The sequence below is a fragment of the Phenylobacterium sp. genome, assembly GCF_046290725.1.
Taxonomy (GTDB): domain Bacteria; phylum Pseudomonadota; class Alphaproteobacteria; order Caulobacterales; family Caulobacteraceae; genus Phenylobacterium.
In genome coordinates this window covers 146,227-158,255 of sequence record NZ_JBKBUH010000002.1, presented here as the reverse complement: position 1 = coordinate 158,255, position 12,029 = coordinate 146,227, and the positions used below count along the sequence as shown (strand labels likewise).

The window sequence follows — 12,029 nt, the reverse complement described above, 5'->3', positions numbered from 1 at the left end:
GGTTCTAGAATGCGCGAGAAGAATGAGGGGGGGCGAACCGTCCTGGTTGCGGGCGGCGCCGGCTTCATCGGCTCGCACCTGTGCGAACGGCTGGTGGAACAGGGCGACCGCGTCGTCTGCCTCGACAATTTCCAGACCGGCAGCCCGGGCAACCTCCAGCGCCTCTCGCGCGGCGACAGCTTCGAGCTGGTGGAGGCCGACGTGTCGCAGCCCCTGCCCCCGAGGCTGCGCCGCATGAGCTTCGACCGCATCTACAACCTCGCCTGCGCGGCCTCGCCGGCGCTCTATCAGGCCGATCCGGAACACACCATGCTGACCAGCGTGGTCGGGACCGACAACCTGCTGCGGCTGGCGGAAGGCTGCGGCGCGCGCTTGCTGCTCGCCTCTACCAGCGAAGTCTATGGCGATCCCCTGGCCCATCCGCAGACCGAGACCTACTGGGGCAACGTCAACTGCACCGGTCCCCGGGCCTGCTACGACGAGGGCAAGCGAGCCGCAGAAGCCCTGAGCTTCGATTTTGATCGCCTCGGGCGGGCTCAAGTGCGGGTCGCACGGATCTTCAACACCTACGGCCCCCGCCTCTCAGCGGCCGACGGGCGGGTGGTCTCGAACGTGGTCAGCCAGGCGCTTTCGGGCGAGGACATCACAATCTATGGCGACGGATCCCAGACCCGGTCCTTCTGCTATGTGGCCGACATGGTCGAAGGGTTGACGCGGTTGATGGAGCACCAAGGGCCGCAGCCAGGGCCGGTGAACCTCGGCAATCCGCGCGAGATGACGGTGGGCCAGCTCGTCGAACTGGTGCTGGCGATCACCGGGTCGGAGTCGGACGTGACCTATCACGACCTGCCGACCGACGATCCCAAGCGCCGACGGCCGGACATCGCCCGCGCGACGACGCTGTTGGACTGGAAGCCGCGCACCTCGCTGGAAGAGGGCCTGAAGGCGACCATCGCCTGGTTCGAGACCGACGCCCGCACGCCCTCCATTCAGCGGGTCCATCGTACGGCCGCCAGCGCCTGAGCACAGGCCGGCGTGGCCAGCGTGCTGCGGTGGAACCTCTCCGTTACGGGCGTCTTTCGGTGGGCTAGGCTTCAAGCGGCCGAGAGGGAGAGCGCCGATGGCGACGGATGAGGCCGGCCGGCCGCGCGTGGTGGTGCTAGGCGCCGGCTTCGGCGGCATGGAGGCCGTGCGCGCCCTCGCCAGGGCGCCGGCGGAGGTGATCCTGGTCGACCGGCGCAACCACCATCTGTTCCAGCCGCTGCTCTATCAGGTGGCGACCGCAGCCTTGTCGCCGGCGGAGATCGCCTGGCCGATCCGGCACGTCTTCCGGCGCGAAAAGAACATCCGGGTGGTGATGGCGCGGGCGCTGTCGGTCGACCTGGCCGCGCGCCGGGTGAAGACCACCGGCGGCGAGGTTGCCTACGACCAGCTCATCGTCGCCACCGGGGCCGCCCATTCCTACTTCGGCAAGCCGGAGTGGGAAGCCTTCGCGCCGGGCCTGAAGACCCTCGAGGACGCCACGGCCATCCGGCGGCGTGTGCTGTCGGCCTTCGAGAAGGCGGAGTGCGCGCCGGTGGGCGAGCAGGCCCGGCTCCTGACCTTCGTGATCGTCGGCGGCGGCCCGACGGGGGTGGAGATGGCCGGGGCGGTTGCGGAGCTGGCGCGCGACGCCCTGAAGCGCGACTTCCGCCGCATCGACCCGCGCTTCGCCCGCGTGCTGCTGCTGGAGGCCGGGCCGCGGATCCTGCCGACCTTTCCCGAGCACCTGGCCGCCTACGCCCAACGCGTGCTGCAGGCCATGCAGGTGGAGGTGCGGACCGGCGCCAAGGTCATCGACTGCGACGCGAACGGCGTCGCCCTGGAGGATGGGCGGATCGAGGCCGAGACCCTTATCTGGGCGGCGGGCGTGGCCGCCTCGGAGGTCGCCGCGGAGCTGCCGTGCGAGCATGACCGCGCGGGCCGGGCGAAGGTCACGCCAGACCTGTCCTTGCCCGGCCATCCGGAGGTGTTCGTGATCGGCGACGCCGCCGCCGTCACGGACGCGAAGGGCGCACCCGTCCCTGGCATCGCGCCGGCCGCCAAACAGCAGGGGAAATACGTCGCCAGGGTGATCCGCGCCCGCCTGGAGGGGCGGTCTGCACCGCCGCCGTTCCGCTATCGCCACGCCGGCGACCTCGCCACCATCGGGCGCAGCGCCGCCATCGTGAAGTTCGACCGCCTGACCCTGAAGGGTTTCGTGGGCTGGGTGTTCTGGAGCATCGCCCACGTCTATTTCCTGATCGGCCTGCGCAACCGCATCGTCGTGGCGCTGGAATGGTCGTGGAGCTGGATCACCCGCCAGCGGGCGGCGCGCCTGATCGTCGCCGAAGGCCCCCCGCCGTCGGGTCTATGAGCCCTCCACCAGGGCCAGCCACTCTTCCTCGGTCATCACCTGGATACCCAGCTCGTTGGCGGTCTTGAGCTTCGAGCCGGCGCCGGGCCCGGCCACCACCAGATCGGTCTTCTTCGAGACCGAGCCGGAGACCTTGGCCCCCAGGCGCTCGGCCTGGGCCTTGGCTTCGTCGCGGGTCATGCGCTCGAGTGAGCCGGTGAAGACCACCGTCTTGCCGGCCACGGCGGTGTCGGATTTGGGCCGCTCGGCGTCCTGGATCTCCAGCTCGCCCACCAGGTTCTGGACGATCCGGCGGTTGTGGTCCTCGGCGAAATAGGCCGCGGCGGCCTCGATCACCGCCGAGCCGATCTGGTCCATGTCGTCCAGCTCCTGCACCGCCTCGGGATCGCGATCGGCGATCTTGTCCATCGCCGCCAGGAACGCGCTCGCCGTGTGATAGCCGCGCGCCATGACCGTGGCCGTGGTCTCGCCGATGTGCCGGATTCCGAGGCCGTAGATGAAGCGGTCGAGCGGAATCTTCCGGCGCGCTTCGATATTGGTCGTCAGGTTGCGGACGCTGGTCTCGCCATAACCCTCGGTCTGCAGGAGCTCGGCCAGCTTCGCCTCGTCGCGGGCCAGCCTGAAGATGTCGGCCGGCTCCTTGATCCAGCCGCGCTCGTAGAAGGCGACCAGCTGCTTCTCGCCCAGACCTTCGATGTCGTAGGCGCGGCGGGAGACGAAGTGCCGGAGGTGCTCGATCCGCTGGAACGGGCAGGCGAACTCCCCCGAGCAGCGGCGCACCACGGTCTCCGCGCCGGAAGCCGTCGTCTCGCGCACCAGCGGCGTGTGCAGCGGACAGGGGCAGTGGGTGGGGAACTCGTAGGGCGCGGCGTCCGCCGGCCGCTCGTCCAGCACGGGGCCCAGGATCTGGGGGATCACGTCGCCGGCGCGCTGCAGGATCACCGTGTCGCCGATGCGGATGTCCTTGCGGGCGATCTCGTCGGCGTTGTGCAGGGTGGCGTTGACGACCACCACGCCGCCGACCGTGACGGGTTTCAGCCGCGCCACGGGCGTCACCGCGCCGGTGCGGCCCACCTGGATGTCGATCGCCTCCAGCACCGTGCGCGCCTGCTGGGCCGGGAACTTGCGCGCCACCGCCCAGCGCGGCGAACGGGAGACGAAACCCAGGCGCTGCTGCCAGTCCAGCCGGTCGACCTTGTAGACCACCCCGTCGATGTCGTAGCCGAGCTTGGGCCGCACAACCTCCATCTCGCGATAGGCGTCCAGCAGGCCCTCGGGGCCGGTCACGCAGCGGCTCTCGGGCGTGGTGCGGAAGCCCCAGGCCTTCAGCAGCTGCAGCGCCTGCCACTGGGTTTCGGCGAAGGGGGCGCTTGCAAGGCCCCAGGCGTAGGCGAAGAAGCGCAAGGGCCGGCCGGCGGTGATCTTCGGGTCGATCTGGCGCAGGGAGCCGGCCGCGGCGTTGCGAGGATTGGCGTAGGTGCGCTGGCCCGCCGCCTCCGCCGCAGCGTTGAGGGCCGCGAACTCCTCGTGGCCCAGATAGACCTCGCCACGGATCTCGATGACCTCAGGAAAGCCTTCGCCCGCGAGCCGCTTGGGGATTTCGGCGATGGTGCGCAGGTTTTCGGTGACGTCCTCGCCCACCCGCCCGTCGCCGCGGGTCGCGCCCTGGACGAAGACGCCGTTCTCGTAGCGCAGGGAGGCCGACAGCCCGTCGATCTTGGGTTCGGCGGTGTAGGCTACGGCTTCCTCCAGCTTGAGGAAGCGGCGGATGCGGGCGTCGAACTCCAGCGCCTCCTCATCGGAAAACGCGTTGTCGAGCGAGAGCATGGGCACGCCATGCTCAACAGGCGAGAACTGTTCGGCCCGGGGAGCGCCGATGCTGAGGGACGGCGAGTTCTCGCGGATCAGGTGCGGAAAGGCCGCCTCGATCTCGGCGTTGCGGCGCTTCAGCGCGTCGTAGTCGGCGTCGGAAATGACCGGCGCGTCTTCCTGGTGATAGCGAATGTCGTGGGCGGCGATCTCGTCCGCCAGCCGCGTCAGCTCCTCGACGGCCTCGGCCTCGGTCAGTTCGGCGACGGATCTGGGCATCTATGTCCTCCCCAACGAACCTCGCGACATGCACCGGTTTTCGAACGCCGTCCACGGCGGCGGCGCTGTCTTTTCCTCCCTCGCTGCGCAAGGGAGGAAGAACGGATTAGGCGTGCATCAGGGCGCGGGCGGCGGCGCGGGCGGCGTCGGTGATCTGGGCGCCGGCGAGCATCCGGGCGATCTCCTCCTCGCGCTCGGCCGGCGTGAGCGGCTCGACCGCGGTGCGCAGGCGTTCGGCCTCGCCGGCCTTGGCGATCCGCCAGTGGGCGTCGGCGCGGGCGGCCACCTGGGGCGAATGGGTGACCACAAGCACCTGGGCCTCGCGCGCAAGCCGCTTGAGCCGCAGGCCGACGGCGTCGGCGACGGCCCCGCCGACCCCTTGGTCCACCTCGTCGAAGATCATCAGCGGCTGGGGCCCCTCGCCCCGCCCGGCCAGGGCCGCCTTGAGCGCCAGGGCGAAGCGGGCGAGTTCGCCGCCCGAGGCGATGTCGCCCAGGCCGCCGAAGGGCGCGCCCGGATTGGTCGAGACCTCGAAGATCACCCGGTCGAGGCCGGCCGGACCGGCGCGATCTTCCGGCAGAGCCTCGATCCCGACGCGGAAGCGCGCCTTCTCCAGCTTCAAGGGCGCCAGCTCCTCCATCACCGCGGCGGCCAGGTGATCGCCCGCGGCATGGCGGGCTTCGGACAGGCGGCGCGCCTCGGCGAGATAGGCGGCGCGGGTTTCCGCAACCGCCGCATCGGCCGCCTTCAGCTCATCCTCCGAGCTTTCCACGGCCCGCAGGCGCTCGGCGAAGCGGGCGCGGACGGCCGGGAGCTCCTCGACGGCGACTTGAAGCTTGCGGGCCATGCCGCGCAGCTCGAACAGCCGTTCCTCGGCCTTTTCCAGGTCGTCGGGCCGGAAATCGAAGGCTTCGGCGGCCGCATCGACGGCGGCTTCCGCCTCCTGGGCCTCCACCAGCACCCGGTCGATCGCCGCGCCGGCGACGGAGAGCCGCTCCACCGCCGAACCCGCTTCGGAGGCGCCGGCCTGAACCGCGCGGGCGCGGGCGTGCTCCAGGGCCCGAAAGGCCTGGGCGAGGCGGGCGGAAAGGCCGTCGAACGCCTGACGCGCCGAGGCGATGTCGGCCAGGGCCTTCTCCGAGGCGCCGAGCACGGCGCGGGTCTCGGCGAGCGCAGTCTCCTCCCCCGACTGGGGATCCAGCCGGTCGAGTTCGGCCAGGCGGAGCGACAGCTCCTCCGACTCGGCGGCGGCGCGGCCGGCGGCCTCGCGCAGGGCCTCGGCCCGGGTCCGCGCCGCGCGCCAGACCTCCCAGCGCTCGGCGACGGCGTCGGCGAGCCGCCCAAGCGCGCCATAGGCGTCGAGCAGCGGGCGATGCGTCTTGGCGTCCAGCAGGCCGACGGTCTCGTGCTGGCCGTGGACCTCGAGCAGGATCTCGCCGAGTTCGCGCAGGGTCCCGACGCTGGCCGATTGGTCGTTCACATAGGCGCGGCTGCGGCCGTCGGCCGAGAGCGTGCGCCGCAGGACCAGATCCTCGTCGCGGGCGAAGTCCAGGCCCTTTTGCTCAAGGATCGTCCACACCGGATGATCGGGCGCCGGCGCGAAAGCGGCGGTGACCGTCGCCTGGTTCGCCCCGCGGCGGACGAGGCCGGCGTCGCCGCGGGCGCCGACCGCCAGGCCGAGCGCGTCCAGAATGATCGACTTGCCCGCGCCGGTTTCACCGGTCAGCGCCGTGAGGCCTGGCCCGATCGAGAGATCGAGCGCCTCGATCAGCACCACGTCGCGGATCCCAAGGCCGATGAGCATGGCGGCAAGATCGCCCGGAATCGGGGCTTACGGAAAGCCCGTCAGTCGCGGCCGGGGATCAGCCGGCCGAGAAGGCCGCGGCGGGGCTTGGGCTCGGCCTGGGCCGGAGCGGCTTCGCCGGTGGCTGAGGCGTCGGTCTGAGGCGGCGCCGGCGCATCCTCGGCGGCCGGAGGCCGCAGGGTGGTCGACTTGTCCTTCACGAAGGGCAGCCGCGACAGCACGCCCCGGCGCTCGCCGTCGGCGGGCTCGGTCGCCGGGCGGAAACCGCGGTCGGTGAGCAGGGCGTAGGCGTCGCGGTACCAGATGTCGCCCGGATAGTTGTGGCCGAGCACGGCGCCATTGCGCTTGGCTTCCTCGACGAGGCCGAGGGTCAGATAGGCCTCGACAAGCCGGTAGAGCGCCTCGGGCGTGTGGCTGGTGGTCTGATAGCGGTCGATGACGGTCTTGAACCGGCCGATGGCGGCGAGCGTATCGCCGTTGCGCAGGTACCAGCGGCCGATGGTCATTTCCTTGCCGGCCAGCTGGTCGTTGACCATGTCGATCTTCAGCCGGGCGTCGGTGGCGTATTCCGAGCGCGGATAGCGCTGCACCACTTCCTGCAGACCGGCCAGCGCCTGGCCGGTGGCGGCCTGATCGCGGCCCACGTCGACGATCTGCTCGAAGTAGCAGATGGCCTTCAGATAGTAGGCGTAGGCCGCCGCCGGATTGCCCGGATAGAGCGAGATGAAGCGGTTGGCGTCGGCGATGGCCTCGGCGTAGTCGTTGGCCTGATAGTTGGCGTAGGCCGTCATCAGGATCGCCCGGCGGGACCACTCCGAATAGGGGTGCTGGCGCTCCACCTCGTTGAAGTACTGCACGGCCTGCTTCCACAGGCCGCGGTCCAGCCGGTCGGCGCCGGTGGCGTAGAGCAGCTCGACCGGCCGCTCCTGATAGGCCAGGCGGGGCTTCTTCTCACGGCCGGCGCATCCGGCGAGGGTCAGAGCGGCGAGCCCGACGATGATCGTCGTGCGAGCCCGGGAATTGCGAACCAAGGTCACCATCACCTCAAATGGACCAACGCGCGCCCCCGCGCCGCGAGTCCCTCGCTTCTACAGCATGCGATGCGGTGCGCAAATGCGGCGGAGGCGCGCCGGGCGCGCGATCGGTCTCAGACCGCCTGGGCGAGGTCCGGAACCAGGGTGCGCAAGCGCCAGGATCCAGGATTGGCCAGCAGCGCCCGGACCAGCTCGTTGTTGATCCCGTGGCCGGCGAGCACGCCTTCGAAGCGGCCGAGGATCGGCGCGCCCAGCACATAGAGGTCGCCGATGGCGTCCAGCGCCTTGTGCCGCACGAACTCGTCGGGGCGGCGCAGGCCTTCGGGATTGAGGATGCGGTCGCCCTCGATCACCACGGCGTTTTCCATGGAGCCTCCGCGGGCCAGACCGATGGAGCGCAGATACTCGACCTCGTGCAGGAACCCGAAGGTGCGGCAGTCGGCGAGTTCGTCGCGGAAGGCCTGGCCGTCCATGACGAGGTCGACGGCTTGCCGACCGATGGCGGCCGAGCCGAAGGCGATCTCGAAGGCCACTTCGAACCGATCGGAGGGGCGCAGGGTGGCGCGCTTGTCGCCATCGGTCACTTCGATCGTGTCGACGATTTCGATGTAGCGGCGGGGCGCCTCCTGCTGGCGCACGCCCACGCGGTCGAGGATCTGAACGAACGGCAGGGCCGAGCCGTCCATGATCGGCATTTCGGGCCCGTCGAGCTCGACCACGGCGTTGTCGACGCCGGACATGACCAGGGCGGCCATCAGGTGCTCGATGGTGGAGACCGACACGCCCTCGGCGTTGGCGATCACGGTGCCGAGCTGGGTCTTGACCACCGCCTCGCCGGAGACGGGAATGCGATTGTCGCGGTCGGCCACATCGACGCGCACGAAGACGATGCCGGTATCGGCCGGGGCCGGGCGCACGGAAACGCGCGTATGGGCGCCGGTGTGGACGCCGACGCCTGCGAAGATCGCGGGCCCTTGCACGGTGTGCTGAAACGCAGTTGCGACCAAGTGCGCGGCCTTCCTCAGTACTCTTGGCGGCCGGGTGACCGCGAAACGCCCCAGCGTCCCAATACGCCTCGTGCTGCGGCGCCGCAAAACACGTCCTGTTTCCGAATGTTTCGAATTGGCACGTTAAAATTTTGTTTAGAATTCAACGCGGAACGAGGTGTTCCTGCCATGGTTTGGTGAAGCCGGCCCGAGGCTCAGTCGAGGAAGGTGAAGGTCTCCGCCCCGTCGAATCGGCGGATGCGGATATCCGCCGTGACCTCGGGCGCCATCAGGCGGGCGTTCACGCCCATCCGCCCTATGCCGGGGTCGAGAGGCTCCCAATGGGTGACGCAGCCGCAGGTCCGGCAGTGATGGGTCGCAAGCGTCCGGTCGCCCTGGACATAGGCGACGGTCGCCTCCCGCCCGGCCAGGAATTCCACCTCCGAGGGCGGGTAGTAGGCCCAGAGCCCGCCGTAGCGACGGCAGAGCGAGCAGTTGCAGGACGTCAGGGCCGGCGGCGGCCGCGCCACCGCCAGGCGCACCACGCCGCAATGACAGGAGGCTTCGATCACCGGCGTCTGCTCCGCCCTGGCCATATGTGCTTCCGGAGTTTGCACGATTAGCACCGTTTCCCGAAGCGGAGAGAAACTTCGGCGGGGCTGTCGGATCGCCGCCCGCCGGGACGTCCTTGGGTCATCGCAACCTGGAAGAAGGAGCCTTCCAATGCCCTATGTCGACGGTTTCGTCCTGGCCGTGCCGAAGGCCAAGCTGGAGGCCTACAAGGCCATGGCCCGCAAGGGGGGCGACATCTGGAAGGAGCACGGCGCGCTCGCCTATGTGGAGTGCATCGGCGACGACACGCCCTATGGCGAGCTGACGTCGTTTCCCCGGGCCGTGCAGGCCAAGGACGACGAGATCGTGATCTTCTCCTGGATCGTCTACGCCTCCCGCGCCGACCGCGACGCGATCAACGCCAAGGTGATGGCCGACCCGCGCCTGAAGGGCGACGTGGCCGACATGCCGTTCGACGGCAAGCGGATGATCTTCGGCGGGTTCGAGACCTTCGTGGAACTCTAGGCGCGTTCCGCAAAAGTGGACGCGGGTTTTGCGATCAGAACGCGCTCACGCCTTTGAATCGAGAGCATGATTCGACGGTCAGACGATTCCGCCCGACCGCATCGTGCTCTAGCCGGCGGGCCGCGACGCGCTGGCCTTCGCCTCCCCCTGGTCGAGAGAACGGCCCGCCAGCAAGGCGCGCGCCTGAACCGCGGCCTCGCCCCCGTGAGGCGCGTTCGCCAAGGGGGCGAGAACCAGGGCAGCCTGCTCCCACTCGCCCCGGCGGATCAGGGCCATGCCCGCCGCGAGCGAGACGGTGGCCACGGACGGGGCGAGGGCGCGGGCCTGGAGCAGCAGGTCCAGGTCGCGATGGTCGGGGAAGTCCGGCTCGACCGTCCGGCTTTGGGCGTAGCCCAGCAGCGCTCGATAGTCCGGCCCGCCCAGCGACATGGCCCGTTCGAAATAGGCCCGCGCCGCCCGGAAGCGGGCCGTCCGCTCTTCGGGCGCGCGCAGGCCGGCGGCAAGCTGCCCAAGGCCCCCGACACGCAGAACCTCCGCATCGTCCGGCTGCGCCGCGAGCCGGCGCGCAATGACGGCTTCGCCCACCTGGGCGTCGCCCAAGGCGAACTCGGCTTCGGCGAGGGCGAGGGCGGCCAGCCGCTCGCCCGAATGGGCGGCCGCTCGGCGGCGGAGATCCTCCAGCCACGCGCCGTCCAGCCCATTGGGGGGCTGGCAAGCCAGGCGGAGGCGGTCCAGGTGGAACTCGCCCTCGGCCTCCGAAAGGCTTGTCACCACTGCGGCCGGAGCGGCGGTGGACACCTGGACCACAAGACGGCGCGGCTTGCGGTAGGCGCGCATGGCGGCGACAAGCTGCGGCGTGTCGAGCCCTCCGATCTCGCGGAACGCCTGGACCGGCTCGGCTCCCGCGGCCAAGGCGACGACGATCCGCTCAAGCTGGGCGGCCCGCTCCGGCGCGCCCTGCATGTAGTGAACCAGCAGCCAGGCCTGGGCGTAGAAGAGATAGCGCCTGTCCGGCGGGATTTCGGCGACCGGGCGGCGCAGCACCTCCTCCAGCGGTTCCCATTCGGCGTTCAGGAGGGCGTTGACCCGGCTCTCGTTATAGCCGCCGACCTTGACCTGACCCCGCCCGATCTCCGCGGTCATGAAGTACTCGGCCCATCCCTCGACGAACCAGGCGGGATAAGCGGCCGAGAAGTTCTCCAGCAGGAAATGGTGCGCGTATTCGTGGAAGAGCACCTCGTCGGCGGTGGCCCCCTCGCCCGTCGTTGCGATGGCGAACAGGCGGGCGGGCCCGGTGCTGTAGAAGCCGCGAAGGTCCGGATCGGCGTGCGGGTTGACCCGCCGGAGGCGCTCGCCGCTCCCGACCAGGAAGACCTCGAGCTTATGGCCGGGCCGGCGCTCCGCGTCCTTCAGATGCAGCGTGCGCAGCATGGCGTCAAAGGCGTGCAGCTTGCGCGCGTATTCGCGCACCACCTCCTCGCCGCCATCCGCATAGATGATGAACCGATCGGTCTCGGCGCGCGACCAGGCGGCATAGGCCGGCGTAGCCGAAAAGGCCAGGAGGAGCAGAAGCGTCGGCAGGCGCCCAAACAGCCCTTTCATGACGCCGACGTGCCCCGATTGCGCAGACTCGGTCGAACGATAGCGCCGAGGCGACGCCGCCTAAAGCCAGCCTTTGCGCTTGAAATAGAGGTAGGGCAGCGCCGCCGAGAGGAACATCAGCCCGATCGCCCAGGGATAGCCGAAGCGCCAGTGCAGTTCGGGCATGTGGTCGAAGTTCATGCCGTAGACCGAGGCGATCAGGGTCGGCGGCAGCAGGGCCACTGCGGCCACCGAGAACAGCTTGATGATCTGGTTCTGCTCCAGATTGATCAGGCCCAAGGTGGCGTCGAGCAGGAAGTTGATCTTGCCCGACATGCTGTCGGTCAGTTCGCCCAGGGCCGCAGCGTCGCGCTGCAGCAGGCGCAGTTTCTGCTTGGCGTCCTTGCCGGCTCGCCGGCTGCCGGTGTCCAGCGCGGCATGGTAGGCGAGCACCCGCTGCAGGCTGGACAGGCTCTCGCGGATCATGCCCATCAGGTCGCCCTTGCGGCCGATCTGCTCGATCAGCACCTGCAGATCCTGGCTCTGCACCCGGTCGCCGCTGCGCTTGCGGAAGATAATGCGGGAGATGCCGTCGATCTCGTCGCCGGCCCGCTCCAGGGCGTCGGCCAGGCGATCGATCATGGCTTCCACAAGGCCGAACATCACCGCCTCGCCGGTATCGAGGGGCTCCCCGGGGCGGTGGCCGGCGCGGCCGGCGAAGATCGAGAAGGCCCGGGGCTCCACATAGCGGATGGTGACCAGCTGGCGGCCCTTCAGCACGAAGGTCACCGGCGACTTGACCGGATCGTCGCTGTCCAGCCGCGCCAAGGCCGTCGCGATCATGAACTCGGCCGCATCCTCGGTGTAGAGCCGAGCCGAGGGCTCGACATCCCTCATCTCGTCGCGCGTGGGGACCTCGAAGCCGACGGCGGCCTCGACGGCGGCGACTTCCTCCGGACTTGGGGCCAGCAGGTCGATCCAGACGGCTTCGGCGGCCTCCGCCGCAGGATCCGTCAAGTGCGCGAGCCTTTCCTCGCGCCAGCCATAGGCGTTGAGCATGGCGG

General features: G+C 69.8%; 10 protein-coding genes. 3 read left to right on the top strand and 7 right to left on the bottom strand.

Annotation, left to right across the window (positions count from 1 at the left end; translation table 11 throughout):
- The first annotated feature begins 9 nt into the window (after positions 1-9).
- Both ACK41C_RS11935 and ACK41C_RS11930 read left to right on the top strand, forming a co-directional pair.
- Positions 10-1,023: a UDP-glucuronic acid decarboxylase family protein gene (locus tag ACK41C_RS11935; RefSeq protein ID WP_409654421.1), complete on the top strand. Its 1,014-nt coding sequence runs from the start codon at positions 10-12 to the stop codon at positions 1,021-1,023.
- 97 nt (positions 1,024-1,120) lie between these two features.
- Positions 1,121-2,395, top strand: a complete 1,275-nt coding sequence (locus ACK41C_RS11930) for an NAD(P)/FAD-dependent oxidoreductase (RefSeq protein ID WP_409654418.1) — start codon at positions 1,121-1,123, stop codon at positions 2,393-2,395.
- Here ACK41C_RS11930 and ligA read toward each other — a convergent pair.
- The 5 genes from ligA to ACK41C_RS11905 form a co-directional block, all read right to left on the bottom strand.
- A complete protein-coding gene (gene ligA, locus ACK41C_RS11925) occupies positions 2,390-4,483 on the bottom strand; it encodes an NAD-dependent DNA ligase LigA (RefSeq protein WP_409654415.1) in 2,094 nt (697 codons plus the stop codon). The genes ACK41C_RS11930 and ligA overlap by 6 nt on opposite strands.
- Positions 4,484-4,589: 106 nt before the next feature.
- A complete protein-coding gene (recN, locus tag ACK41C_RS11920) occupies positions 4,590-6,287 on the bottom strand; it encodes a DNA repair protein RecN (RefSeq protein ID WP_409654412.1) in 1,698 nt (565 codons plus the stop codon).
- 41 nt (positions 6,288-6,328) lie between these two features.
- Entirely contained in the window at positions 6,329-7,327 is a 999-nt protein-coding gene (locus ACK41C_RS11915; protein WP_409654409.1) for an outer membrane protein assembly factor BamD, read from the bottom strand.
- 107 nt (positions 7,328-7,434) lie between these two features.
- Complete coding sequence (gene lpxC, locus ACK41C_RS11910) at positions 7,435-8,301, bottom strand: UDP-3-O-acyl-N-acetylglucosamine deacetylase (RefSeq protein ID WP_409654407.1); 867 nt, start codon at positions 8,299-8,301, stop codon at positions 7,435-7,437.
- A gap of 221 nt (positions 8,302-8,522) precedes the next feature.
- A complete protein-coding gene (locus ACK41C_RS11905) occupies positions 8,523-8,903 on the bottom strand; it encodes a GFA family protein (protein ID WP_409654404.1) in 381 nt (126 codons plus the stop codon).
- A 127-nt stretch (positions 8,904-9,030) separates the two neighbouring features.
- Here ACK41C_RS11905 and ACK41C_RS11900 point away from each other — a divergent pair, with 127 nt between their 5' ends.
- On the top strand, positions 9,031-9,384 hold the full coding sequence (locus ACK41C_RS11900) for a DUF1428 domain-containing protein (protein WP_409654401.1): 354 nt from the start codon (positions 9,031-9,033) through the stop codon (positions 9,382-9,384).
- Between the two features lie 108 nt (positions 9,385-9,492).
- Here the strand turns inward: ACK41C_RS11900 and ACK41C_RS11895 are convergent, their stop codons facing one another.
- Positions 9,493-10,986 carry a hypothetical protein gene (locus ACK41C_RS11895; protein ID WP_409654399.1) on the bottom strand — a complete coding sequence of 498 codons (1,494 nt, stop codon included), beginning with the start codon at positions 10,984-10,986 and terminating at the stop codon, positions 9,493-9,495.
- 60 nt (positions 10,987-11,046) lie between these two features.
- Positions 11,047-12,024 carry a magnesium transporter CorA family protein gene (locus ACK41C_RS11890; RefSeq protein ID WP_409654396.1) on the bottom strand — a complete coding sequence of 326 codons (978 nt, stop codon included), beginning with the start codon at positions 12,022-12,024 and terminating at the stop codon, positions 11,047-11,049.
- Between the last annotated feature and the right edge of the window lie 5 nt (positions 12,025-12,029).

Excerpts from the sequence above, each read along its gene's own strand:
- ACK41C_RS11900 (WP_409654401.1), top strand. The coding sequence starts at position 9,031 with ATGCCCTATGTCGACGGTTTCGTCCTGGCCGTGCCGAAGGCCAAGCTG.
- ACK41C_RS11935 (WP_409654421.1), top strand. The coding sequence starts at position 10 with ATGCGCGAGAAGAATGAGGGGGGGCGAACCGTCCTGGTTGCGGGCGGC.
- ligA (WP_409654415.1), bottom strand. The coding sequence starts at position 4,483 with ATGCCCAGATCCGTCGCCGAACTGACCGAGGCCGAGGCCGTCGAGGAG.
- recN (WP_409654412.1), bottom strand. The coding sequence starts at position 6,287 with ATGCTCATCGGCCTTGGGATCCGCGACGTGGTGCTGATCGAGGCGCTC.
- ACK41C_RS11915 (WP_409654409.1), bottom strand. The coding sequence starts at position 7,327 with ATGGTGACCTTGGTTCGCAATTCCCGGGCTCGCACGACGATCATCGTC.
- ACK41C_RS11890 (WP_409654396.1), bottom strand. The coding sequence starts at position 12,024 with ATGCTCAACGCCTATGGCTGGCGCGAGGAAAGGCTCGCGCACTTGACG.
- ACK41C_RS11895 (WP_409654399.1), bottom strand. The coding sequence starts at position 10,986 with ATGAAAGGGCTGTTTGGGCGCCTGCCGACGCTTCTGCTCCTCCTGGCC.
- ACK41C_RS11930 (WP_409654418.1), top strand. The coding sequence starts at position 1,121 with ATGGCGACGGATGAGGCCGGCCGGCCGCGCGTGGTGGTGCTAGGCGCC.
- ACK41C_RS11905 (WP_409654404.1), bottom strand. The coding sequence starts at position 8,903 with ATGGCCAGGGCGGAGCAGACGCCGGTGATCGAAGCCTCCTGTCATTGC.